This window comes from Lentzea sp. NBRC 105346 (assembly GCF_030269605.1).
Classification (GTDB): domain Bacteria; phylum Actinomycetota; class Actinomycetes; order Mycobacteriales; family Pseudonocardiaceae; genus Lentzea.
The window spans coordinates 39,409-61,882 of record NZ_BSTQ01000026.1; the positions used below are offsets into that span (position 1 = coordinate 39,409).

Annotated in this window: 25 protein-coding genes and 1 pseudogene; 18 read left to right on the forward strand and 8 right to left on the reverse strand. The window is 68.5% G+C overall.

Going from position 1 to position 22,474, the window contains the following annotated elements:
- The first annotated feature begins 4 nt into the window (after positions 1 to 4).
- The 4 genes and pseudogenes from QSK35_RS39560 to QSK35_RS39575 all read left to right on the forward strand — a co-directional run.
- Positions 5 to 403, forward strand: a complete 399-nt coding sequence (locus QSK35_RS39560) for a 6-pyruvoyl trahydropterin synthase family protein (RefSeq protein WP_285753200.1) — start codon at positions 5 to 7, stop codon at positions 401 to 403.
- The gene (locus QSK35_RS39565) at positions 400 to 1,383 is read left to right on the forward strand and encodes a glycosyltransferase family 4 protein (RefSeq protein WP_502881776.1); all 984 of its coding nucleotides are present in this window, start codon (positions 400 to 402) and stop codon (positions 1,381 to 1,383) included. Before QSK35_RS39560 ends, QSK35_RS39565 begins: the two co-directional genes overlap by 4 nt.
- On the forward strand, positions 1,380 to 2,180 hold the full coding sequence (locus tag QSK35_RS39570; RefSeq protein ID WP_285753125.1) for a class I SAM-dependent methyltransferase: 801 nt from the start codon (positions 1,380 to 1,382) through the stop codon (positions 2,178 to 2,180). The genes QSK35_RS39565 and QSK35_RS39570 overlap by 4 nt, the downstream gene beginning before the upstream one ends.
- Positions 2,177 to 2,962: pseudogene (locus QSK35_RS39575) on the forward strand (lysylphosphatidylglycerol synthase transmembrane domain-containing protein); the annotation flags it as partial. The gene QSK35_RS39570 and the pseudogene QSK35_RS39575, both read left to right, overlap by 4 nt.
- A 99-nt stretch (positions 2,963 to 3,061) precedes the next feature.
- Here the strand turns inward: QSK35_RS39575 and QSK35_RS39580 are convergent.
- Together QSK35_RS39580 and QSK35_RS39585 are read right to left on the reverse strand one after the other, a co-directional pair.
- Positions 3,062 to 3,745, reverse strand: a complete 684-nt coding sequence (locus QSK35_RS39580) for a creatininase family protein (RefSeq protein ID WP_285753127.1) — start codon at positions 3,743 to 3,745, stop codon at positions 3,062 to 3,064.
- Positions 3,742 to 4,710 carry a zinc-dependent alcohol dehydrogenase gene (locus QSK35_RS39585; protein ID WP_285753129.1) on the reverse strand — a complete coding sequence of 323 codons (969 nt, stop codon included), beginning with the start codon at positions 4,708 to 4,710 and terminating at the stop codon, positions 3,742 to 3,744. Before QSK35_RS39585 ends, QSK35_RS39580 begins: the two co-directional genes overlap by 4 nt.
- 43 nt (positions 4,711 to 4,753) lie before the next feature.
- Here QSK35_RS39585 and QSK35_RS39590 point away from each other — a divergent pair, with 43 nt between their 5' ends.
- The 9 genes from QSK35_RS39590 to QSK35_RS39630 all read left to right on the forward strand — a co-directional run bounded on the left by QSK35_RS39590 (position 4,754) and on the right by QSK35_RS39630 (position 13,260).
- On the forward strand, positions 4,754 to 5,494 hold the full coding sequence (locus QSK35_RS39590) for a CDP-alcohol phosphatidyltransferase family protein (protein ID WP_285753131.1): 741 nt from the start codon (positions 4,754 to 4,756) through the stop codon (positions 5,492 to 5,494).
- On the forward strand, positions 5,487 to 5,900 hold the full coding sequence (locus QSK35_RS39595) for a DoxX family protein (protein ID WP_285753133.1): 414 nt from the start codon (positions 5,487 to 5,489) through the stop codon (positions 5,898 to 5,900). Before QSK35_RS39590 ends, QSK35_RS39595 begins: the two co-directional genes overlap by 8 nt.
- A 74-nt stretch (positions 5,901 to 5,974) precedes the next feature.
- The gene (locus tag QSK35_RS39600) at positions 5,975 to 6,496 is read left to right on the forward strand and encodes a YflT domain-containing protein (protein ID WP_285753134.1); all 522 of its coding nucleotides are present in this window, start codon (positions 5,975 to 5,977) and stop codon (positions 6,494 to 6,496) included.
- Between the two features lie 292 nt (positions 6,497 to 6,788).
- Positions 6,789 to 8,045 carry an ABC transporter substrate-binding protein gene (locus tag QSK35_RS39605; RefSeq protein ID WP_285753136.1) on the forward strand — a complete coding sequence of 419 codons (1,257 nt, stop codon included), beginning with the start codon at positions 6,789 to 6,791 and terminating at the stop codon, positions 8,043 to 8,045.
- A complete protein-coding gene (locus QSK35_RS39610; RefSeq protein WP_502881777.1) occupies positions 8,042 to 8,995 on the forward strand; it encodes a carbohydrate ABC transporter permease in 954 nt (317 codons plus the stop codon). The genes QSK35_RS39605 and QSK35_RS39610 overlap by 4 nt, the downstream gene beginning before the upstream one ends.
- Entirely contained in the window at positions 8,995 to 9,840 is an 846-nt protein-coding gene (locus QSK35_RS39615; protein ID WP_285753138.1) for a carbohydrate ABC transporter permease, read from the forward strand. Before QSK35_RS39610 ends, QSK35_RS39615 begins: the two co-directional genes overlap by 1 nt.
- A 7-nt stretch (positions 9,841 to 9,847) precedes the next feature.
- Positions 9,848 to 11,032, forward strand: coding sequence for an ABC transporter ATP-binding protein (locus QSK35_RS39620; RefSeq protein ID WP_285753139.1), 1,185 nt, complete (start codon positions 9,848 to 9,850; stop codon positions 11,030 to 11,032).
- A gap of 259 nt (positions 11,033 to 11,291) precedes the next feature.
- Positions 11,292 to 12,182: an SDR family NAD(P)-dependent oxidoreductase gene (locus QSK35_RS39625; RefSeq protein WP_285753203.1), complete on the forward strand. Its 891-nt coding sequence runs from the start codon at positions 11,292 to 11,294 to the stop codon at positions 12,180 to 12,182.
- A 100-nt stretch (positions 12,183 to 12,282) separates the two neighbouring features.
- Positions 12,283 to 13,260 carry a hypothetical protein gene (locus QSK35_RS39630; RefSeq protein ID WP_285753141.1) on the forward strand — a complete coding sequence of 326 codons (978 nt, stop codon included), beginning with the start codon at positions 12,283 to 12,285 and terminating at the stop codon, positions 13,258 to 13,260.
- A 508-nt stretch (positions 13,261 to 13,768) separates the two neighbouring features.
- Here the strand turns inward: QSK35_RS39630 and QSK35_RS39635 are convergent.
- Positions 13,769 to 14,533: an SDR family oxidoreductase gene (locus QSK35_RS39635; RefSeq protein ID WP_285753143.1), complete on the reverse strand. Its 765-nt coding sequence runs from the start codon at positions 14,531 to 14,533 to the stop codon at positions 13,769 to 13,771.
- A gap of 102 nt (positions 14,534 to 14,635) precedes the next feature.
- Here QSK35_RS39635 and QSK35_RS39640 point away from each other — a divergent pair, with 102 nt between their 5' ends.
- Positions 14,636 to 15,460 carry a helix-turn-helix transcriptional regulator gene (locus QSK35_RS39640; RefSeq protein ID WP_285753145.1) on the forward strand — a complete coding sequence of 275 codons (825 nt, stop codon included), beginning with the start codon at positions 14,636 to 14,638 and terminating at the stop codon, positions 15,458 to 15,460.
- Here the strand turns inward: QSK35_RS39640 and QSK35_RS39645 are convergent.
- Together QSK35_RS39645 and QSK35_RS39650 are read right to left on the reverse strand one after the other, a co-directional pair.
- Positions 15,429 to 16,271, reverse strand: a complete 843-nt coding sequence (locus QSK35_RS39645; protein WP_285753146.1) for a ParB N-terminal domain-containing protein — start codon at positions 16,269 to 16,271, stop codon at positions 15,429 to 15,431. The two genes, QSK35_RS39640 and QSK35_RS39645, sit on opposite strands and share 32 nt — an antisense overlap.
- On the reverse strand, positions 16,264 to 16,938 hold the full coding sequence (locus QSK35_RS39650) for a metallophosphoesterase family protein (protein WP_285753147.1): 675 nt from the start codon (positions 16,936 to 16,938) through the stop codon (positions 16,264 to 16,266). The genes QSK35_RS39645 and QSK35_RS39650 overlap by 8 nt, the downstream gene beginning before the upstream one ends.
- 66 nt (positions 16,939 to 17,004) lie before the next feature.
- Between QSK35_RS39650 and QSK35_RS39655 the strand changes: the two genes are divergently transcribed.
- Positions 17,005 to 18,093, forward strand: a complete 1,089-nt coding sequence (locus QSK35_RS39655; protein ID WP_285753149.1) for a DUF2332 domain-containing protein — start codon at positions 17,005 to 17,007, stop codon at positions 18,091 to 18,093.
- Positions 18,084 to 18,578: a nitroreductase family deazaflavin-dependent oxidoreductase gene (locus QSK35_RS39660; RefSeq protein ID WP_285753150.1), complete on the forward strand. Its 495-nt coding sequence runs from the start codon at positions 18,084 to 18,086 to the stop codon at positions 18,576 to 18,578. The genes QSK35_RS39655 and QSK35_RS39660 overlap by 10 nt, the downstream gene beginning before the upstream one ends.
- Here the strand turns inward: QSK35_RS39660 and QSK35_RS39665 are convergent.
- Together QSK35_RS39665 and corA are read right to left on the reverse strand one after the other, a co-directional pair.
- Positions 18,556 to 18,930, reverse strand: a complete 375-nt coding sequence (locus tag QSK35_RS39665; protein WP_285753152.1) for a hypothetical protein — start codon at positions 18,928 to 18,930, stop codon at positions 18,556 to 18,558. The genes QSK35_RS39660 and QSK35_RS39665 overlap by 23 nt on opposite strands.
- Positions 18,931 to 19,066: 136 nt before the next feature.
- Positions 19,067 to 20,137: a magnesium/cobalt transporter CorA gene (gene corA, locus QSK35_RS39670; protein WP_285753154.1), complete on the reverse strand. Its 1,071-nt coding sequence runs from the start codon at positions 20,135 to 20,137 to the stop codon at positions 19,067 to 19,069.
- Positions 20,138 to 20,410: 273 nt separating this feature from the next.
- Between corA and QSK35_RS39675 the strand changes: the two genes are divergently transcribed.
- Positions 20,411 to 20,917: a MaoC family dehydratase gene (locus tag QSK35_RS39675; protein ID WP_285753156.1), complete on the forward strand. Its 507-nt coding sequence runs from the start codon at positions 20,411 to 20,413 to the stop codon at positions 20,915 to 20,917.
- Between the two features lie 17 nt (positions 20,918 to 20,934).
- The gene (locus tag QSK35_RS39680; RefSeq protein ID WP_285753158.1) at positions 20,935 to 21,948 is read left to right on the forward strand and encodes a DUF2332 domain-containing protein; all 1,014 of its coding nucleotides are present in this window, start codon (positions 20,935 to 20,937) and stop codon (positions 21,946 to 21,948) included.
- A gap of 12 nt (positions 21,949 to 21,960) precedes the next feature.
- Here the strand turns inward: QSK35_RS39680 and QSK35_RS39685 are convergent, their stop codons facing one another.
- Positions 21,961 to 22,374: an NUDIX hydrolase gene (locus QSK35_RS39685; protein ID WP_285753159.1), complete on the reverse strand. Its 414-nt coding sequence runs from the start codon at positions 22,372 to 22,374 to the stop codon at positions 21,961 to 21,963.
- Positions 22,375 to 22,474 lie beyond the last annotated feature (100 nt).

Genomic DNA, 22,474 nt, shown 5'->3' on the forward strand with positions numbered 1-22,474 from the left:
CACCCTGTTCAGCATCACCGTCCGCGATCACGTCATGATCGCTCACAGCTTCCGAGGCGAGGTGTTCGGACCGGCGCAACGTCTGCATGGGGCAACGTTCCTTGTGGACGCGCGGTTCAAACGTCCCGACCTGGACGACGACAACATCGTGGTCGACATCGGACTAGCGACCGAACAGCTACACGCAGTGCTCTCCGAGTTCAACTACAGCAACCTCGACGACGTACCCGCGTTCGCGGGAATCAACACATCGACCGAGTTCCTCGCGAAGCACATCGCGGACCAGCTCGCCGAACGCGTGCACGCGGGCTCGCTCGGTGAGGGCGCGCGCGGCCTCACCGCGATCGAGGTCACCCTGCACGAGTCCCACGTGGCCTGGGCATCGTACGAACGGCAGTTGTGATCCGCTTCGTCCTGCCCGGCGACATCGACGATGCCTCCGCTCCCAGCGGGGGCAACGTCTACGACCGGCGCCTGTGCGACGCGCTGGCGTTCGAGGAGGTCGCCGTCCCCGGCGCCTGGCCGCAGCCGGACGCAATCGCTTGCGCGGCCCTGGACCAGGCGCTGGGCGACATTCCGGACGGCGAGACCGTGCTGCTCGACGGCCTCGTCGCGTGCGGTGTGCCGGAGGTCGTCGTGCCGCACGCGCGACGCCTCAGGCTCGCCGTGCTGGTCCACCTGCCGCTGGCCGACGAGACCGGGCTCGACCCGCACACCGCGGCTCGCCTCGACGCCGCGGAGCGCGAGGTGCTGCGGGCGGCGAGCGCGGTCATCGCCACCAGTCCGTGGGCCCGGCGCCGCCTCGAGGAGCACCACGGGCTCACCGGTGTGAACACCGTCACACCGGGCACCGATCCCGCCGCCCTCGCGCCGGGCACGGACGGCGTGTCGCGGCTGCTCTGCGTCGCGTCGCTGACCCCGCGCAAGGGCCAGGACGTGTTGGTGGAGGCGCTCCGGCCGCTCGTCGGCCTGCCGTGGACCTGCGAGCTCGTCGGTCCCGGTCACGCCGAGATCGACCGGCTGGACGGCCGGATCCGGGTCAGCGGCCCGCTGGTCGGCGCGGCCCTGGACGCCGCGTACGCGGCCGCGGACCTGTTCGTCCTGCCGTCGCGCGCGGAGACCTACGGCATGGTCGTCACCGAGGCGCTGGCGCGTGGAATCCCCGTGGTCGCGAGCTCGGTGCCGGACGCGCTGGGCCGCGGTGGCGTGCTCCTCCCGCCGGGTGATGCCGGCGCGCTGACCCGCGCGCTCCGGCGGTGGCTGACCGACGAGCAGCACCGGCGTGACCTGCGCCACCGCGCGCTGAAGCGGCGGGCCGAGCTGTCCACTTGGGACGAAACCGCGCGGGCGATGACGGAGGTGCTGGCTAGTCTGCGCGCATGAGCAATGAGGGATTCGCCCCGGAATGGTTGGCACTGCGGGAGAAGGCGGACGCCGACGCGCGCGCGACGGAACTCCTCGACTACCTGCGTGACTCCATTTTGAACCGATCCGGGGTCTCGGTACGTGACCTGGGTTGTGGCACGGGATCGATGGGGCGATGGCTCGCCGGGAAGCTCAGCGGTGTGCGGCACGTGGTGCTGCACGACCGCGACCCCCGGCTGCTCGGGCTCGCGGAGGCGAGCATGAGCGCCCTTGGCATCACCGTGGAGACGCGTGAGGGCGACCTCGCCGCGCTGAAGGCGGACGACCTGGCGGGTGCCGATCTGGTGACCTGCTCGGCGCTGCTGGACCTGCTCACCGCCGACGAGATGAACGCGTTGGCCGCCGCCTGCGTACATGGTGGTGTGCCCGCACTCTTCACGCTGTCCGTCGCCGGCCGGGTCGAGCTGACCCCGGCCGAGCCGCTCGACGCCGCGTTCCAGGACGCGTTCAACGCGCACCAGCGCCGCGTCGAGGGCGGGCGGAGGCTGCTCGGTCCGGACGCCCCCGAGGCCGCTGCGGAGGCGTTCGCCCAGCTGGGCGCGGACGTGCGCACGGCACCGAGTCCGTGGCGACTCGGCCCGGACCAGGCCGCTCTCACGGCGGAATGGCTGCGGGGCTGGGTCGGCGCGGCCGTCGAGCAGGAGCCGGAGCTGGCCGAACAGGCAGGGCCGTATCTGGAGCGCAGGCTGAGCGGTGAGCTGAACGCCGTCGTCCACCACATCGACTTGCTGGCGATACCGAGGGTGGACCGATGAAGCGTTTCTGGCCGTGGCTGCGCCTGCTCCTCGCGGTCGCCGTACTGGCGGCGCTGGCGTGGAAGCTGGGCACCGGCGCGTTCGTGGACGGGCTGCGCGCGATCAACGCGTGGTCCGTGCTCGCCGCGCTGGGCATCGGGTTCGCGACGACCGTGCTGAGCGCGTGGCGCTGGAGCGTCGTCGCGCACAACCTCGGTCTGCCGCTCTCGCTGCGCACGGCCGTCGCGGACTACTACCGCGGCCTGTTCCTCAACTCGGTGCTGCCCGCCGGCGTGCTCGGTGACGTGCACCGCGCGGTCAACCACGGCCAGCAGTCCGGTGACGTCGGCCGTGGCGTGCGCGCCGTGGTGTTCGAGCGGTTCGCCGGCCAGATCGTGCTGATCGTCGTCGGCGTCGGCGTGCTGCTCACCCAGCGCACGCTGCCCGTCGACCTCGTGCCGAGCCGCGAGACCGTGCTGACCGCACTGGTGGTCCTGGGTGTCATGGTCACCGGCGCGGCGATGGTCGGCCGGGTGCGGCAGCTGCTGACGACGACCTGGCTGGACGCGCGGGCCGGGCTGTTCTCGCGGCACGCGCTGCCGCGGGTCACGTTCTCCTCGGCCGCGACGATCGCCGGCCACATCGCGATGTTCTACGTCGCGGCTCGTGTCGCGGGCTCCGAGGCGACGCTCGCGCAGCTCGTCCCGCTGTTCGTGCTGGCACTGCTGGTGATGGCGGTGCCGATCAACATCGGCGGCTTCGGCCCGCGCGAGGCGTTCCTGGCCGTCGCGTTCGGCGCGTCCGGGCTCGGCGCCGCGCAGGGCGTGACGACCGCGGTGGTCTACGGCGTGCTCGCGATGATCGCCAGCCTGCCGGGCGCTGTCACGCTGTTCCGCAAGCGGTCAGTGCCAGACGTCCAGGTAGTCGCGGAAGGCGTCGACGAGCGCGGCGAGCAGGTCCTCGCCCTTGCGGGCGGTGGCGAGCGAGGCACGGCCGATCACGCCGGACTCGGTGTACGGCCCCATGCCCTGCGTGAGCAGGAACCGGCGCGACCCGCCGTCGTGGTCGCTGGTCTCGTAACCGGGCCTGAGGACCTCCGGGTGCGCGTGCAGGAGGAGCGAGACCTCGAGCTCGCCGGCGTGCATGTCCTCGTAGGCCGAGGCCTCCAGGCCCGCGGCCTCGCGGACGGCCTCCCAGTCCTCGAAACCGGGGAAGAGCGCCATGCGGCCGCGTGACTCCTGGACCACGTTCTGCAGCACGTAGTTCCCGCCGTGCCCGTTGACGATCACGAGGTGCGGCACGCCCGAGCGTTCCAGTGACTCGGCGATGTCGGTGACGACCGAGTAGAGCGTTTTCGCCGAAATGCTCACGGTTCCGGGCCAAGCGGCGTGCTCGTGCGAACAAGAGATCGTGATGGGTGGCAGCAACAGGACCGGGTACGTGTCCGCGATCGCGCGCGCGATGGTGTTCGCGATGATCGTGTCGGTGGCGAGCGGCAGGTACCGGCCGTGCTGCTCGAAGCTGCCGACCGGCAGCACCGCCACGGTGCGGTCGATGGCGTCCTCGGTGGTGTATGTGGGAATCACGAGGCGGCACCGTACTCAATCCGGTGGCACAGCGCGGGAATCTCGCCGCTCGCCAGCTTGGGCATCACGTCGGGCAGCTCGTCGAAGCGGCTCGAACCGGTGATCAACGCGTCGAACACCGGGCTCTTCAGCAGGTCCAGCGCGAGCCCGAGCCGGTCGGCGTACGAGCGGTCCGGGCGCCCGACCGTGCCGACCTGGCTGCTGCGGATCGTCAGGCGGCGCGAGTGGAAGTTCTCACCCAGCGGCAGGGAGATCCGCCGGTCGCCGTACCAGCTCAGCTCGACGACCGTGCCCTCCGCCTTGAGGAGCCGCAGCGACGTCTCCAGCCCGGCCTCGGTGGCACTCGCGTGGATGACGAGGTCGCGGCCCACGGTGGCGTTCTGGGGGAGCGCGAAACCGATGCCCAGCCGGTCCGCCACGGCCTGGCGGGCCGGATCGGCGTCGACCAGTTCCACCCGTGCGCCGGGGAAGCCCGCGAGGACCGCCGCGACGCTGCAGCCGACCATCCCGCCGCCGACGACCGTGACGCGGTCGCCGATCAACGGTTTGGCGTCCCACAGCGCGTTCACGGCCGTTTCGACGGTGCCCGCGAGAACCGCCCGTTCGGGTGGCACGTCGTCCGGCACGGGTGTGACGGCCGTCGCCGGGACGACGTAGTCGGTCTGATGTGGATAGAGGCAGAACACCGTGCGGCCTTTCAGGTCACCGGTTTCGACCACCCCCACGTTGAGGTATCCGTATTTCACCGGCCACGGAAAGTCACCCTCCTGGAAGGGGGCCCGCATCGAGTCGTACTGGTTCTCCGGCACTCGTCCTTGCCAGACAAGGGTTTCCGTGCCGCGGCTCACCCCGGAGAACAGGGTCCGCACGACGACTTCACCCGGTTTCGGCTCGGGCAGCGTTTCGTCCCGAATCAAACCGTTTCCAGATGCATTGAGCCAGAATGCCCTTGCCGTACGTGTCACTTGAGGAACCTCCGAGAGCGGGGCACAGCCAAGAGGGGCACCGATGATCACACTTCACCACAAGACCGGGCCGGTCGTGCAAGAGCAGGCCATCTGGGCCGGCGGGCAGTTCCTGTTGCTCGGCGTGCTCGGCGGGACGATCGGGCTGGGCGGGCTCGGGTGGGCCGCCGGTCTCGCGTACGGCTTCGCCACGTGGGCGCTGCTCAGCTACGCGCTGCAGCGGTCCGGCACGTCGCTCGGCCCGGCCGACCGCGTGACCCTCGGCCGCGGGCTGCTCGTCGGCGCGGTCACCGCGCTCGTGGCCGACCGTGCGGACGAGGGCATCCCGACCACCATCGTCGTCACGTTCGCCGCCATCGCGCTGGCGCTGGACTTCGTGGACGGCCAGGTCGCCCGCAGGACCGGGACCGCCTCCCGGCTCGGCGCGCGGTTCGACATGGAGGTCGACGCGTTCCTCATCCTGGTGCTGAGCGCGTACGTGGCGCTGTCGTTCGGGCCGTGGGTGCTCGCGATCGGAGCCATGCGGTACGTGTTCGTGGCATTCTCCTGGAAGCTGCGCTGGATGCGCGGTTCGCTCCCGCACTCGATGGCCCGCAAGACCGTGGCCGCGGTGCAGGGAATCGTGCTCGTCGTCGCGGCCTCCGGCGTCTTCCCGTTCGGTGCCGTGCTGGTCGCGCTCGCGCTCGCGTCGCTCGTGTGGTCGTTCGGCCGCGACGTGCTCTGGCTCTGGAACGCTCGAGTGGCGGCGCCCTCGGCAACGGTGGAAGGATCTGTCCGTGTCTGATCAGGCAGCGCAGTCCACGGGTGCGCGCATCGGGAACATCGCGCTCTGGGCGCTTCAGATTCTGCTGGCCGCCTACTTCGTGTACAGCGGCTTCATGTTGTTCGGCGATGGTCTCGTGCGGAAGTTCGACGAGATCGGCTTCGGGCAGTGGCTCCGATACCTCACCGGTGTGCTCGAGATTCTCGGTGCGCTGGGGCTGCTGATTCCCCGGCTGTGCGGGCTCGCCGCGCTGGGGCTGGTCGGGATCATGGTCGGCGCCGTCGGCACCGAGCTGTTCCTGCTGGCGCACGGCGACGCGAAGCTGCCCGCGCTGCTCGGTCTCGTGGCGCTCGTCATCGCGTACTTCCGCCGCGACACCATCCAGTACCTCTTCGCCCTCGTCACGCGCACCGAGCGCTCAGCCTGACGGGCTAAGCCGGACACTCCGGCACGAGCCGGGCGCTTGCTGGCAGGATGGTGTGATCAGGTGCGCGTGAAGAGGTGGTCACCGTGACGAGTCCGTTCTCCGCTCAGAACCGGCCGGGTGTCCCGCCGCGCCTGCCCACGCCGCCGACGGGCTGGCCGGTCGGCTCGTACGCCACCTACGAGGAGGCGCAGCGGGCCGTCGACTTCCTCGCGATGGAGGACTTCCCGGTCCAGGACGTCACGATCGTCGGCGTCGACCTCATGCTCGTCGAGCGGGTCACCGGGAAGCTGACCTGGGGCCGCGTGCTGGCGACCGGTGCCGCCTCCGGCGCCTGGTTCGGCCTGTTCGTCGGGCTGCTGCTGACGCTGTTCAGCACCACGCCCGGCGTGAACCCCGGTCCGGTGCTGGTCGGCCTGGTCACGGGTGTCTTCTTCGGATTGGTATTCGCCGCCGTCGGGTACGGGTCGGCTCGCGGCAAGCGGGACTTCCAGTCCGCCAGCCAGCTGGTCGCCGGCCGATACGACGTGCTGTGTCAGCCTTCCTCGGCCGAACGCGGGCGTGACCTGCTCGCCAAGCTGGCCATGCGGCCCAACTAGTGGCGCGTGACTCGCAACGTTGACGGTGAATCCACGCTCAGCGGGACGCCTCGCGGCACCGGCCCCACGCGCAGATTCCCACGGCAACGTCGCGAGCCACGCCACTAGATCTTTCCCCATAAAGATCGACGAAAGTAACGATTGGTTCTGAATCGTTGCTCCGGTTGGTTGCGGCTCCTGATCACCAGGCCTAGGTTCGTTGCACCGGTACGCCCGGTGCGGCCGGTGGCACGACGGGGTGCCGGGCTCAGCGGTCTGGCTCCTCCGTGTAGTCGGGAAGGAGGCAGGGCCGATGAGGGGCGCGAAACGGCGCCGCAGGCTCGTAGCCGCAGTGGGGGCCGCCTTGGTGGCGGTGCCCGGAATAGCGGCGTGCGGGTCGGGTGGCGACGGGATCACCGTCAACGTCTACAAGTACAACCAAGAGAACTTCCAGACGATCGTCGACAACTGCAACAAGAAAGCCGGCGGCAAGTACAAGATCGTCTACAACAAGCTGCCGCGTGAGGCCGATGGTCAGCGCGAACAGATGGTCCGCAGACTCGCGGCCGAGGACGACAGCATGGACGTCCTGGCGCTGGATGTCACGTGGACCGCCGAGCTGGCGAAAGCGGGCTGGATCAAGGAGTTCACGGGTCAGGTCAAGTCGCAGGTGACGAACGGGACGTTGCAGACCCCGTTGGACACCGCGACGTACGAGGGCAAGCTCTACGGCGCCCCGGACAACACCAACGTGCAGCTGCTCTGGTACCGCGCGGACCTCGTCTCCTCCCCGCCGGAGACGTGGGACGAGATGATCAAGCAGGCCGAGGACCTGGTCGCACAGGGCAAACCGGGCCTGATCGTGGGGCAGGGCAAGCAGTACGAGGGCCTGGTCGTGCTGTTCAACACCCTGGTGAACTCCAACGGTGGCACGATCCTCGACGAGAACGGCACCAAGGCGATCGTCGACGACAAGGCCGTGGAAGCGTTGGCGGCGTTGAAGAAGCTCGCCACGTCCAAGGCGATCGACCCGTCCTTCTCCAACTCCACAGAGGACCCCGCGCGGTTGCTCATGGAGTCCGGCAAGGCCGCGTTCGAGCTCAACTGGCCGTACGTCTACGCGGCGGCACAGAAGAAGCCCGACTTCGCCAAGAACTTCAAATGGGCGCCCTACCCGTCCGTCGGTGGTGGGTCGTCCAAGGTGACCGTCGGTGGCATCAACTACGCGGTCAGCAACTACACCAGGCACCCGGACGAGGCGTTCGACGCCGTGCTGTGCCTGCGCGGCGCGGAGAGCCAGAAGACCGCCGCCATCAAGGACGGTGTGCCACCGACCATCAAGGACGTCTACGACGACCCCGAGATGGCCAAGGCGTACCCGATGAAGGACGCGATCCTGGAGACGCTCGAGAACGCCAGCGTGCGGCCGCGCACCCCGGCGTACCAGAACGTCTCGACGGTGATCTCCACCGTCCTGTCGCCGCCGGGCAGCATCGACCCGAAGGCCACCGGGGACCGCTTGCGCACGGAACTGCAGAACGCACTCGACTCCAAGGGGGTGCTGCCGTGAGCCACGCGGTTACCGAAACGCCTGGCGTGACAACGGAAACCACCGCTGACACGAAGAAGAAGGCCGTGCTGAGCGAGGGCAAGAGGGCCGAGCGCAAGCTGGGCTGGCTGCTCTGCGCACCGGCGGCGATCACCATGATCGCCGTCACCGGCTGGCCGATCGTGTACTCGATCTGGTTGTCGTTGCAGCGCTACGACCTGAAGTTCCCCGACCGCGTCGAGTTCGTCGGACTCGACAACTACATCACCGTGCTGAGCAGCCCCTACTGGTGGAACGCCGTGTGGGTGACGGTCGTGCTGACCGTCATCTCCGTGGCGATCGAACTGGTGCTCGGCATGGGGCTCGCGCTGATCATGCACCGGGCGTTGGTCGGGCGCGGCATCGTCCGCACCACCTCGCTCATCCCGTACGGCATCGTCACGGTCGTCGCCGCGTTCTCGTGGCGGTTCGCCTGGACGCCGGGAACCGGTTACCTGTCCGAGCTGGCCGGTGGCGAGCCCGTACTGACCGAGAAGCTGCCCGCGTTGATGGTGGTCACCCTGGCCGAGGTCTGGAAGACCACGCCGTTCATGGCGCTGCTGCTGATGGCCGGTCTCGCGCTCGTTCCGGACGACCTGCTGAAGGCCGCCGCGATGGACGGCGCCTCGGCGTGGCAGCGGTTCATCAAGATCACCGTGCCGATCATGAAGCCGGCGATCCTGGTGGCACTGCTGTTCCGCACGCTCGACGCGTTCCGCATCTTCGACAACCTGTTCGTGCTCACCGCGGGTTCGCAGGGCACATCGTCGGTGTCGATGCTGACCTACAACAACCTGATCAAGGGGTTGAACCTCGGCATCGGATCCACGATGTCCGTGCTCATCTTCCTGATGGTGGCGCTGATCGCGTTCATCTTCATCAAGTTGTTCGGCACCGCTGCCCCTGGCAGTGACACCGGAGGGAGGCGCTGATGGCCGGCATCGGTGGAGCCGAGACCACCCAGAAGAAAGTCGGCTGGAGCCTGCTCAACCTCGTCGTCGTGATCTACGCGCTGTTCCCGGTGCTGTGGATCCTGTCGCTGTCGTTGAAGTCGTCCAAGACGCTGGCGGACGGCAACCTGATCCCACGCGAGATCAGCTTCGAGAACTACCGGAACATCTTCGCCACCACGGAGTTCGTCCGCGCACTGGCCAACTCGATCGGCATCGCGATCATCGCGACGGCGATCGCGGTCGTGTTCGGCACGATGGCCGCGTACGCCATCGCGCGGCTCGACTTCCCCGGCAAGAACCTGCTGGTCGGTGTCTCCCTGCTGATCGCGATGTTCCCGCAGGTGTCGCTGGTGTCGCCGTTGTTCGAGATCGAGCGTGGTCTCGGCATCTTCGACACCTGGCCCGGCCTGATCCTGCCGTACATCACGTTCGCGCTGCCGCTGGCGATCTACACGCTGTCGGCGTTCTTCCGCGAGATCCCCTGGGAGCTCGAGAAGGCGGCCAAGATGGACGGCGCGACGCCGGGACAGGCGTTCCGCAAGGTGATCGCGCCGCTCGCGGCACCCGGTGTCTTCACCACCGCGATCCTCGTGTTCATCTTCTGCTGGAACGACTTCCTGTTCGCGATCTCGCTGACGTCGACCGAGCAGTCGCGGACGGTGCCTGCGGCGCTGTCGTTCTTCACCGGCAGCTCGCAGTTCGAGGACCCGGCCGGGTCGATCTCCGCGGCCGCCGTGGTGATCACGATCCCGATCATCCTCTTCGTGTTGTTCTTCCAGCGCCGCATCGTCGCGGGCCTGACCTCCGGCGCCGTCAAGGGGTGAGTTGCGAATGGCAGAGATAGTTCTGGACAAGGTGACCAAGAGGTACCCCGACGGCGCACTGGCCGTGCAGGAGGTCAACCTCGAGATCGCCGACGGTGAGTTCATCATCCTGGTCGGACCGTCCGGCTGCGGGAAGTCCACCACGCTCAACATGATCGCGGGCCTGGAGGACATCACCGACGGCGAGCTGCGCATCGGCGGACAGCGCGTCAACGAGCGGGCGCCGAAGGACCGGGACATCGCGATGGTGTTCCAGTCCTACGCGCTCTACCCGCACATGACGGTGAAGGAGAACATGGCCTTCCCGTTGCGGCTGGCGAAGGTCGACAACGCCACGGTCGAGCGCAAGGTCTCGGAGGCCGCGGAGATCCTGGATCTCACGCAGCACCTCGACCGCAAACCGTCCAACCTGTCCGGTGGCCAGCGCCAGCGGGTCGCCATGGGACGCGCGATCGTGCGCAGCCCCAAGGCGTTCCTCATGGACGAGCCGCTGTCCAACCTGGACGCGAAGCTGCGCGTGCAGATGCGCACCTCGGTGTCGCGCCTGCAGAAGCAGCTCGGCACGACCACGGTGTACGTCACGCACGACCAGACCGAGGCCATGACGCTCGGCGACCGCGTCGTTGTCATGCGCGGCGGCATCGTGCAGCAGATCGGCGCACCGCAGTTCCTGTACGACAACCCGGCGAACCTGTTCGTCGCGGGGTTCATCGGCTCCCCGTCGATGAACTTCGTCCCCGCGACGATCGAGGACGGCTCGCTGCGGTCGGCGCTCGGCACGGTCACGATGACCGACCGTGTCCGCCGGCTGCTGGAGGGCGCCGACGCACCTCGTGAAGTGATCATGGGCATCCGCCCGGAGCACTTCGAGGACGCCGCGCTGGTGGAGGCCTCCGCGCGTTCCGCCGGCTGCACGTTCGACTCGCAGGTCGAGGTGCTCGAGTCCATGGGATCGGACAAGTACGCCTACTTCAGCCTCAGCGGCGAAGCGGCGTCGGCGGCCGACCTGGAGGACCTCGCCGCGGACGCCCACGCCGAGGACGTCCCCGGTGGCGGCATTTCGTTGGTGACGCGCCTTTCGTCCGCTTCCGGCGCGCGCGAGGGCGAGTCCGCGGAGATCTGGTTCGACGCGGACAAGGTGCAGTTGTTCGACCCGTCGTCCGGTAAGAACCTGACATACACGGAACGCTGAATTCTCGTTTTTAGGGGCCGTCTTCCCTATCTTGGGAGGGCGGCCCTTTCCGTTCACACTTTCGGGTGAGGCCATAGGGCCCATGATTAGTCCGGACCATCGGCCGGGCTGAACTCGCTTCGCCATTGGGCGCATCCGAACGACGTCTCATCGAAACATGCAGTTTCATCGTTCGGATTCTCATCACGCTGGTCCAAGGCGGGTACATCCCGTGAACACCGGGGGCCGGGCCACCGCCGAGGACGGGAGAGAGTGCGCGATGGGGATCCTGGACGGAAAGGCTGTCGTCATCACCGGCGCGGGGCGCGGCCTCGGCGAGGCGTACGCGATGCACGCGGCGCTGGCGGGCGCATCTGTGGTGGTCAACGACATCGACGGTGACCTGGCCGAGAAGGTCGCCGAGCACATCAGGGAGTTCGGCGGCCGAGCCGTCGCGAGCACGCACACCGTAGCCGACCCCAGCGAGGCCGCGAAGATCATCGATCTGTGCGTCGACGAATTCGGGCGCATCGACGGCCTCGTCAACAACGCGGGCCTGAACTACGAGACCCTCCCCTGGGAGGACTCCGCGGAAACGATCAAGGAAGTCGTCGAGGTGAACATCCTCGGCGTCATCTACACCGGAATCGCCGCTATGCGCGTGATGCGCGGCACCGGTGGTGGCTCCATCATCAACATTTCCTCTGGCGCGTCCTTCGGCCAACGCAAACTCGGCACCTATTCGGCGACCAAGGGCGCGGTCGCCTCGCTGAGTTACTCGTGGGCGCTCGACCTCGAGTCCGAGGGCATCCGCGTGAACGCCGTCTGCCCGGTGGCGCACACCCGGATGGTGTGGAAGTCCGAGCGTTCCCTGCGCGCCATTCCGGCGGACCGCACGCCGGGCAAGGTGGCGCCGCTGGTGCTGTTCCTGTTGTCCGACGCCTCGGCGGGCATCACCGGCCAGATCATCCGGTGCAACGGCCGGCAGCTGCACATCGTCGGCCAGCCGTACTTCAAGCAGCCGATCCTGGAGAGCGACACCTGGGACACCGCGTCGGTGGAGCGGGCGTTCACCGGGGTGCTGCAGGCGCACCTGGAGCCCTACGGGCTGGAGAAGCGGATGCCGCCGCGGCTGCGCGCTCTGGTGGGTGAGCCGTCGCAGACGGCCTGACCCGCCCTGTCGATCACGTGTTCGGGGCCGACGAGTAACGTTTTCGCACGTCACACGTTCGGCCCCGGTTTTTGTCAGACCCCGCTGTCACCATCGTGGCATGGCCGAACGCAAACCGAGGGTGACGGACTGGCGACTCATCGTGCAGTCCAGGTTGGACCGTGTCCGCGCGGATCTGGCCGCGCTCGGCCCGCCCGACCCGGTCGATCCCGAGGGCGACGTGTGGCGCCGCACCGCCGAGGAGCAGGCGGCGGTGGTCGACGAGATGCTCACCCGTGAAGACCGCTGGTTCGAGAAGTTCGCGTCGTGGTGGTCGGGCTGGCACATCGAGCGGGCATGGCGGGCGCTGCACGAGGCCGAGGTCGCGACGATCTCGGCGGAGCGCGGCTTCCTTGGCCGTTTACCAGGCCTGCAGGCCCGTGCCGCGGCGTTGGACGAGGACGACCCCCGGCGCCGAGCGCTGGAGCAGCTGCGGCCGGGGGAGTTCACGCCGGCCGTAGAACGCGCCATCGTCGTGGACGCTCTGCGCGGCGCCTACGACAACTCCGACTTCGCGCACGCGGGCTCGCGGGCGTTGCGCAACAAGCTGATCGCCGCGTCGCTCGTGCTGTTCGTCATCAATACGGTGCTGGGCGTCGTGGGCATCGTGAAGCCCGGCATCATCCCGCTGTGCGTGGACCCCAAGGAGACCGCTCTGCCGACGGTCTGCCCCGGTGGTCTGCCGAAGGCCTCCGCCGTGGACGTCTGGCTCGTGCAGGTGCTCGGCTCGTTCGGCGCCGTGCTGGCCTCCGTCGTGTTGCTGCTGCGCCGCCGCCCGAGCCTCTCGCCGTACGTGATGATCGGCTACCAGGCGCTGATCAAGATCATGCTCGGGGCGGCGCTGGCGGTCGTGGGCATCCTGGCCCTGGGGGCGGGTGTGACCTCGGGTCTGATCGGCATCCCGTCGGCGGCGGCACTGCTGCTGTGGGCCGTGATCTTCGGGTACGCGCAGCAGATCGGGACGCGATTACTCGACAAGTACACGGACGAGGTCCTGGACAAGGCGCGCCCGCTGCCGGACTGGGAGGCGCAACGCTGACCGCACCGCTCGACCACTCGGCGCCTCCACCTTGCGTGGACCCCCGCCACCACGTGGCGCGCAGGCCCCGCGAGTTGCCCTTTAGACCCTGCCAAGCCGTCCGTAGGACCCTGGTGTGCCAGCCGTAAGGCCCCGCCACCAGAGCGAAGCGGGCGACTCCGGGACCGAGCAGCCTGACGCGAGTCCTCAACTCGGCCCTGGCGAGTCGCCTATTCGGCACCGCCGAGTCCGGTACTTGGGCGCTTCCGGCTCGGTCGAGCCGATAGTTCGCGATCACGCCGTCCAGCGCGAGTCCTCAACTCGGCCCCGGCGAGTCGCGCTTTCAGCCCCGGCGAGTCGACCCTTGGCGCCCCCGGCCTCACGCCGCCCGACGCGAGTCCTCACCTCCACCCCGGCGAGTCGCCCTTTGGCCCCTGCCGAGTTGTCCGTTAGATCCCGGAGAGTCGCCCTGCCCGCACCGCCGACCCGGCGTGAGCGGGTCCGCCCTCCGGACCCGCTCCACCGCCGATCAAGCCTGACGCGTAGGCAGCACCACAACCTGACGCAGGTTGACGTGCCGCGCCCGGCTGGTCACATACCCAACAAGGTCGGCGATCTCCACCGACGACAGCGTGCCGAACGCCGAGAACATCTGCTCGACCAGCGCGGACGACTCGGGATCGTCCAGGTGCCCGGCCAACTCGGTAGCCACCAGACCCGGCTCGATGTTCGTAACCCGCACGTCCAACGGGCTGAGCTCCGTGCGCAACGAAGCCGAAAGGTGCGTCAAAGCAGCCTTGGTAGCGGAGTACACGCCGAACCGCGGGAAGGTCAGGTGAGCACCGATCGACGAGATGTTGACCAGGTCGGCCACACCACCGGCAGCAGCCACGGAAACGAGGTCGGGCACGAAAGCGCGGATGATGCGCAGAGCACCGGTCAGGTTGGTGTCGATCATCCGCTCCCACTCGTCGGCCCGGCCGGAGACGATCGGGTTGGACAGCATCACACCGGCCGAGTTGACCACCAGGTCCACGGACCCGAAGGCCGAGTGAACCAGAGCCGCGGCCTCGTCCACCGCATCAGCAGACGAGACGTCCACCGGAACGACGAGGGCCTGGCCGCCGTCGGCGGTGATCTTCTCGGCCAGAGAATCGAGGCGGGAGCGGCGGCGCGACATCAAGGCGACTCGGGCGCCGGACGCGCCGAGCAGGCGGGCGATCTCCTCGCCCATGCCGCTGGCGGCTCCGGTGACGACTGCGGTGCGGTTGGCGAGGTTGTCGTAAGAGGTCATGGCAACAACCCTGCTGCCACCACCAACAACTACCCGATGCCCTGCTGTTCCTGGGTTTGGCAGTACCAGGATGAGCGGCCCGGCAAAAGACATACTGGGAACGTGAGCATCGGAGAGTTCCTGCGCGCGAGGCGCGCCCGCATCCAGCCCGAGGACGTGGGCCTGCCCGCGGGGGCACGGCGGCGCGTGCCCGGACTGCGGCGCGAGGAGCTCGCGCAGCTGGCCGGGGTGAGCGTCGACTACTACGTGCGGCTCGAACAGGGGCGCAGCCCCGCCGTGTCGGACGCCGTGCTCGACGCGATCGCCAACGTCCTGCGGCTCGACGAGACGGAACGGCACCACCTGCGCAACCTGATCAGGCCGTCGAAGACCCGTCGCAGAACGCAGAAGGTGCGGCCCGGCATCCAAAGGATGCTGGAGATGATGAACGACGTCCCGGCGTTCGTGCTCGGCCGGCGCATGGACGTGCTCGCGATGAACCCGCTGGCCAAGGCGATCAGGGGATTCGACGACAGGTGGACGAACGCGGCTCGGCAGATGTTCCTCGACCCCGCCGCCAAGGACTACTACCCGGACTGGCCCACGGTCGCCGCGGAGACCGTGGCGTTCCTGCGGCTCGACGCGGGCCGGCACCCCGACGACCCCGAGCTCGCGAGTCTCGTGGGGGAGCTCTCGATGAAGAGCGAGGTCTTCCGCAACCTCTGGGCGCAGCACGCCGTGAAGGAGAAGACCCACGGCATCAAGCGGATCAACCACCCGGTCGTCGGCGAGCTCGAGCTGCACTACGAAACGCTTGCGCTGCCTGGCGATCCGGACCAGATGCTCGCCGTCTACACGGCGGAGAAGGGCTCGCCGTCGGCGGAACGGCTCCGGCTGCTGGGCAGCTGGGAGGCCGTCATCGACGAGAGTTCTCCCGCACCGCGGTGAGCACGTCCGGATCCCAGCGGTGCGTGCGGATCAGCCGGTACCGCTCGGCCGCGACCCACATGTAGGCCTCGGTCTCCGTGCGGGAACCGATCATGTCCGCCTGCTTCAGCATGGTGACGACCGGCGTGTACTCCTCGGCGTACCAACGACGAGCCACGGTCGCACGGTCGAGGAACTCGCCCTCGTCCTGCATCAGGCGGAACCCCCACGCCTCGACGTTCTCGCCGAGCTGGGCGTAGTCCCACGGATCCGACACCACGATGGCGGCGCGTGCCTCGCCCGTCAGCGGCACGCGTTCCAGGAACAGCCGGCGGTAGTCCTTGACGATCAGGTCGCCGCGGAAGCGGATGCCGGCGGCGTTGATGCGGGTGACGACCTCGGTCACGTAGGCGTCGATCACGGACAGGCCCAGCGCGTGCGCTACGGACACGCGGTGGTGGCCGTCGATGATGAAGTGCAGCTCGCCCACCCGGTACACCTCGATCGGCGGGATCGACTCGCCGCGGCGTTGCGCCAGAGCCAGGCGCTGCCAGCGTTCCCGCACGCGGCCGGAGGTGGGGCGGAAGCGGCGGTCGAAGTCGCGGGTGCGGTCGACGCTGCCGACGATCGTGTCGAGGCGGATGGTCTGCAGGCCGAGCCGTCGTTCGGACTGCATGCCCAGGGCCTCCACGACCTCGTGGAACGGCAGCATGATGTTGACGTCGTCGGGCTCGCGGCGCAGCCACGCGGCGAGCCTCGACAGCACCTGGCGGCGGCGCACGCGCAGGAAGTCGTTCTCCGCGTCCGCCACGGGGAAGCCGGTGTCACGCACGTCTGACCTCCTCCGGAACGGCGATGTCCAGAACCTTGTAACCCACGACATTCACCACGCGGGTGTCCCCGAGCTGTCGATCCGGTTTCGGATGACCGTGGGGATGGATGTGGCCGTGCAGCAGCAACGGCGGCCGCAGCCGCGAGACCAGGCCGTGCAGGCAGGAGAAACCGCGGTGCGGCGCATCGGGTTCGTCGCCGCAGTCCAGCGGCGGTGAATGCGTCAGCAGCACGTCGACCCCACGTCCGTCCCGCAGTCTGCGCCACCCGGCGAGCCTTGCGACCCGGCGGGCGCGGCGCGCCTGCTGCCGTTCGGTCCACTGGTTCGGGCCCTTGTTGTAGCGGATCGAACCACCGAGTCCGGCGATGCGCAGCCCGGCGACGTCCACGACCCGCTCGTCGGCGTTCACCGCGCCGGTCGGACCGGGCCAGCGCACGGGGTGCCCGGCCTTGGTCCACAGGCCTCTGACGTTGGCGTATCCGGTGAGGTCGGCGTCGTGGTTGCCCGGCACGAACACGCAGGGCTTGTCCAGCGCGTTCGCGAGAAATTCGAGGTAGTCGAACGGCAGGTCGCCGGCCGCGACGATCAGGTCCACCTCGTGCTGGCGCACCTGCTCCGTCCACAGCTGTTCGACGACCTCGTCGGCCACGGCGAGCACCTTCGGCATCCTCAGAGCGTAGACACTCGACCGGGTTGGTGACGTGACCAGCCGAAACCCACTAGCGTCAGCCGTGTGCTTGCCGAGCTCTTCGACGACGCCGCGCGTTCGTGCCACCCCGGAAGCCCGCTGACCAACAGGCTGCTCACCGACGCCGCCGCCGACCTCAGAGCAGGCGGCATCACCACCAAGGTCATGGCGGGCGCCGAGTGCGACCGCCAGGGCACCGTGCCCGGCCTCCGGTTCGCCGGCGCGCTGCACCGGCTCGTGCTGGAGGGCCGCGCGCCCGGACTCGCGAAGCACTACCCGTCCGTCGGCGGCCAGCCGCACCTGCCGACGTTGTGGGAGGACGCGCTGCCGGTGCTGCGCGAGAACACCGCGGTGCTGCAACACCGCATCGCCGCGACCGTCGTGCAGACCAATGAACCCGGCCGCAGCGCGCCGCTCTTCGGCGGACTGCAGGTCGCCGCGCACGAAGCGGCCAGGGCCGCGGGCAGGCACGCGCCGTTCTCCGTGCGGCTGCTGGAGATCGGCGCCAGCGGCGGGCTGAACCTGAGGCCGCACCACGTCGGCTACCGCATGCCGGACGGCACGGTGCACGGCGACCCGGACAGCCTGCTCGTGCTCGACCCGCAGTGGACCGGCCTCCCGGACGTCGACCTGGGGCACAAGCTGCGCGTCGTCGGCCGGGCGGGTTGCGACATCAACCCCGTCGACGTGTCCACTGAGGACGGACGGCTGCACCTCAGCTCGTTCGTGTGGGCGGACCAGCTCGAGCGGTGGAACCGGTTGCGGGACGCGCTCGACCTCGCGGCCGTCGACCCGGTGCGCGTTGAGCAGGCCGCCGGTCCGGAGTGGCTGGCCCGGCAGCTGGCACACCGGGAACGCGACGTGCTGACCGTCGTCTGGCATTCCGTTGTGTGGCAGTACGTTTCGCCCGCGGACCGGGCGATGGGCCGCGCGGTGCTGGCCGACGCGGCGGCCAAGGCGACGCCCACGGCGCCACTGGCCCTCCTGGTGTACGAGCCCAGACGCACGACCGGCGAGAATCAGTACGAGTTCCACCTCCTGCTCAAGCTGTGGCCCGCGGGACTGTCGTTGCTGCTGGGTCACGGCGCGGGCCATGGCATACCGTTCAACTGGGAGATTCGGCCTTGGGCTTGAAAGACGCGTACCAGAAATCCTTACAAGCGTTCGCCAGCAACCCGAAGACGCTGCGCTGGATGGTCAAGACGGCACCCGCGCTCGACCGGTTCGTGTTCCGGGCCACCCGCGGCCGCTTCACGATGTCCGGCCGCATGATGCCGATCGCGGTGCTCACCACCACCGGCGCGCGCACCGGTGTGGAGCGCGAGACGCCTTTGCTGTGCGTGTCGGACGACGAGGGCTTCCTCGTGGTGGGCAGCAACTTCGGGCAGACGCACCACCCGGCGTGGAGCGGCAACCTGCTCAAGAACCCGCATGCCACCGTCGCACAGGGCGGTAAGCGCATTCCGGTCACCGGCGCGCTGCTCACCGGCGAGGACCGGGCACGGGCGTGGAAGTTCCTGACCAGCGTGTGGCCGCCGTTCGACAAGTACGTCGAACTGGCGGGCGGCCGTGAGATCCGGGTGTTCCGGCTGACGCCTAAGGCGTCGCCAGCGGTGTGACGAGCCACCGGCCGTCGTGTTCGGCGGCCGGCATTCGCGTGTTGTCCGGTGTGCCGTCGGCGTGGACGAATTCGACGACGACCGCGTCGCCGACGAATCGGCTGCGGTCGACGCGCACACCGGAATAGTGATCGACGGTCGCCTTTGCGATCGGCTCACCGCCGACGGAGATCAACGGCGTGAGTTTGTGCGCGTCGTGTTCGCGCAACGCCTCGGCGACCTTGACCGCCAGCTCGTCCGGCGTGGCCGCGCCCGGCTCCGGGAGACCGGAGATCTGCAGCGCGACCATCGCCAGCCAGGCCAGCGGGAGCGCGAGCAGCCAGAACCGCAGGTTCCTCAGCTGCCGCAACACGTCAGGGCGTCCCCGAGATCAGCACGAACACGGCGGTGATCCAGCAGAGCAGCCCGGCGAGGATCCAGAACCGGATGTTGGTCAGCAGTCTGGTCATGACGAAATCTCCAAACGAATACTTCAAGACGGACGGAAATCAGAGCCAGCGATTTCGTCGAAGTATTCGATAGAGGATCAGGCAGGCGATGAGGATCAAGCTCATCACCACCGGATATCCGTATTTCCAGTGCAGTTCCGGCATGTAGTCGAAGTTCATGCCGTAGATGCCGACACCCATCGTCGGCACGGAGATGATCGCCACCCAGGCGGTGATCTTCCGCATGTCGGTGTTCTGCTGCAGCGTGATCTTCGCGAGCGTCGCGTCGACCAGCGTGGTCAGCAGCTCGTCGAACGCCGCGACGCGTTCGGACACCTCGGTGAGGTGGTCGTCGACGTCGCGGAAGTACGACCGCACGGTCTCGGGGATGAGCGGCGTGTAGCCCTCGGCCAAGCGGCGCAACGGGTTCGCGAGCGGCATCACCGCGCGGCGCAGCTCGACGACCTCGCGCTTGAAGAGATAGATCTGGTCCGCGCTGACCCGGCTGCGGGGCGCGAAGATCCGCTCTTCCATCTGGTCGATGTCGTTCTCGATGTGCTCGGTGACGTCGAGGTAGTTGTCGACGACGTGGTCCGCGATCGCGTGCAGGACGGCGGCCGGCCCCACCTGCAGGCGCTCCGCGTCGTCCTCCATCTCGTGGCGCAGCTTGGACAGCCCCGAGTGGTTGCCGTGCCGCACGGTGATGACGAACTCCTTGCCCAGGAACACCATGATCTCGCCGCTCTCGACGATCTCGTTGGCGGTGTCCGGCGACTCGTTCGTCACGTAGCGGACGGTCTTGAAGACCATGAAGAGCGTGTTGTCGTACCGCTCGAGCTTCGGGCGCTGGTGCGCGTGCACCGCGTCCTCGACGGCCAGCTCGTGCAGTCCGAACGTGTCCGCGATGCCCTGGATCTGCTCGCCGTCCGGCTCGTGCAGGCCGATCCAGACGAACCCGTCCTTGCGCTTGCGGACCTCTTTGACGGCATCGGTGTGCGTCCAGCGGCCGGGCAGGCGCTTGCCGTCGATGTAGACCGCGCAGTCCACGACATACGCCGACAACGGCACCGGAATGGGTGCCATCGGGCGCTGTTGCGCACCGCGGCCGCGGATCGATGGCAAGCTGGGCATGGTGAGTCCTCCAGGCACACGCACGTCGTTCAGGCACGAACACACGACGGGGCGTCCCTACCGGAGACTCAGAGCAAAGATGCCCCTCCGATGAGGACGCGCTTGGTACTGGCAGGGTGGGGGTCGTTGCTCATAAAGCCGTCCTCACCTCCTCTGGGCGAAGTTCACGGGTGGTGGATTGCCTCACACACCAGTTGCCGAGAGTACTCCCCCTGCCTTCAGACTGTCTCCCCAACCGAGACGGATCTCGATCACACGCCAGCGGAGGCAGTAGTGCAGTTCGGTCGTTACTACGAGGAATTCGAGGTCGGCGCGGTTTACAAGCACTGGCCCGGCAAGACGGTGACGGAGTACGACGACCACCTGTTCTGCCTGCTCACGATGAACCACCACCCGTTGCACATGGACGTCAACTACGCCGAGAAGACGACGGACTTCGGCAAGAACGTCGTGGTGGGCAACTACATCTACTCGCTACTTTTGGGCATGTCCGTACCGGACGTTTCGGGCAAGGCGATCGCCAACCTGGAGATCGAGTCGCTCCGGCACGTGAAGCCGACCTTCCACGGTGACACCATCTACGGCGAGACCGAGGTGCTCGACAAGACGCCGTCCAAGTCGAAGGACGACCGCGGCATCGTCTACGTCGAGACCCGCGGGTACAAGCAGGACGGCACGGTCGTGTGCATCTTCCGCCGCAAGGTCATGGTGCCCAAGAAGTCCTACGGCGACGCGCGCGGCGGCGAGCAGCCGGGCCGGCCCGAGCCCGCCACTGATTGATATCGATTGGGAGTGAAGTGACTTCTCCGGATCTGGCGCAGCGCAGGCTTTCGGAGTTCGCGGACGAGGCGTCCGGCGTCTCCCCGCTCTACGAGCACCTCGCGCGCCACGCCGCCGATGATCCGGAGGTCGCCCGTCTGCTGACGGCAGCGCCGGAGGCCCACGCCTCCGGCGCCCTGCTCCTCGCCGCGGCGCACCGGCTCGTGCAGGTCGAGCCGTTCCACCCGTTGTCGAACTACTACCCGTCGCTCGGCGGCACCTACGGCCCGGACGAGGCCACCTGGCCGTTGTTCCGCGACTTCCTGCTCGAACGGTCGGAGCGGGTGCGCGAGCTCGTGGCGACCCGCACGACGCGGACGTGCGAGGTGCGCGGCGCGGCCGTGTTGTTCCCGGCGGTGGCGATCGCGGCCAAACAGGCGGGCGCGCCCGTCGGGTTGCTCGAGGCGGGCACGAGCGCGGGACTGCTGCTCGGGCTCGACCAGTACGCCTACCGCTACCAGACCGAGCAGGCGGGGCAGGTCGTCGCCGGACCGGCGAAGGCCGCCGTGGGCCTGCACTGCGCGCTGGAGCTCGCGCCGGGCGCCGAGCTGCCCAAGCTGCCCAAGTCCGTGAAGGTCGCCGCGAAGGCCGGCATCGGGGAACCGGCCGACCTCGACGACGAGGACGCCTACGCCTGGCTCGAGGCCTGCGTGTGGGCCGACCAGCCCGAGCGGCTGCGGCTCTTCGGCGTGGCCGCGGGCGTGCTCCGCAAGAAGCCGCCGCAGCTCCTCGCGGGCGATCCGGTGGCCGACCTGCCGAAGGCCGCCGACCTGATCCCCGCGGACGCTCCGCTGGTCGTGCTCACGTACGCCTCCGGGCTGGACCTGCTGCCCGCGCTCGCCGAGCTGCCCCGGCCCGCGTGGTGGGTCGGTCACGAGGGCGGCGAGCTGAGGCTCAGCCGGTCGCGTGATGGACAGACCGAGACGCGGGTGCTGGCGCGGACCGAGGCCCACGGACAGCGTCTCGTGTGGCTGCCGACAGCTACTCGATAGAGCGAACCCTGATCAGGCCTTGGGCAGGCAGTTCCACCCCTTGAGCGCCTCGTGGAGGCCTTCGGTGAGCTCCAATGTGGCCAACATCGCACTGTCGACCCATCGGACATCCGATGCGTCGTCCCCCGGTCGGAGCACACCCGACCTGACCTGGCACTCGTAGTCGAAGATCAGGAAAACGCCGTCACGAAACGGTCGGGTGACGGATCCGACGAGTCGGCCGACGGTCACGGAGAGTCCTGTCTCCTCACGGAGTTCCCTCTTCACCGCCTCGCTGTCTGTCTCACCAGGCTCCACCCGGCCGCCTGGTATCGACCAGAGGCCCTCACCAGGCGCGTTGGCTCGTCGCACGAGCAGTAGTCGCCCGATGGGGTCAAAAACGATGCCGCCGACACAGCGGACCGACACCGGACTGCGCTCCGTCACGGTTACGGATCGTAGCGACCCCGGAACGGCGGTCGTGCTCGCTCGCCCAAGCGCGGTACAAATTGCCCAACGCGCCGGACCTTGCTGTACAACGGTGACG

Bases quoted from the DNA above. Each gene is read 5' to 3' on its own strand.
- QSK35_RS39605 (WP_285753136.1), top strand. From the start codon at position 6,789: ATGAGGGGCGCGAAACGGCGCCGCAGGCTCGTAGCCGCAGTGGGGGCC.
- QSK35_RS39590 (WP_285753131.1), top strand. From the start codon at position 4,754: ATGATCACACTTCACCACAAGACCGGGCCGGTCGTGCAAGAGCAGGCC.
- QSK35_RS39625 (WP_285753203.1), top strand. From the start codon at position 11,292: ATGGGGATCCTGGACGGAAAGGCTGTCGTCATCACCGGCGCGGGGCGC.
- QSK35_RS39630 (WP_285753141.1), top strand. From the start codon at position 12,283: ATGGCCGAACGCAAACCGAGGGTGACGGACTGGCGACTCATCGTGCAG.
- QSK35_RS39615 (WP_285753138.1), top strand. From the start codon at position 8,995: ATGGCCGGCATCGGTGGAGCCGAGACCACCCAGAAGAAAGTCGGCTGG.
- QSK35_RS39570 (WP_285753125.1), top strand. From the start codon at position 1,380: ATGAGCAATGAGGGATTCGCCCCGGAATGGTTGGCACTGCGGGAGAAG.
- QSK35_RS39650 (WP_285753147.1), bottom strand. From the start codon at position 16,938: ATGCCGAAGGTGCTCGCCGTGGCCGACGAGGTCGTCGAACAGCTGTGG.
- QSK35_RS39635 (WP_285753143.1), bottom strand. From the start codon at position 14,533: ATGACCTCTTACGACAACCTCGCCAACCGCACCGCAGTCGTCACCGGA.
- corA (WP_285753154.1), bottom strand. From the start codon at position 20,137: ATGCCCAGCTTGCCATCGATCCGCGGCCGCGGTGCGCAACAGCGCCCG.
- QSK35_RS39620 (WP_285753139.1), top strand. From the start codon at position 9,848: ATGGCAGAGATAGTTCTGGACAAGGTGACCAAGAGGTACCCCGACGGC.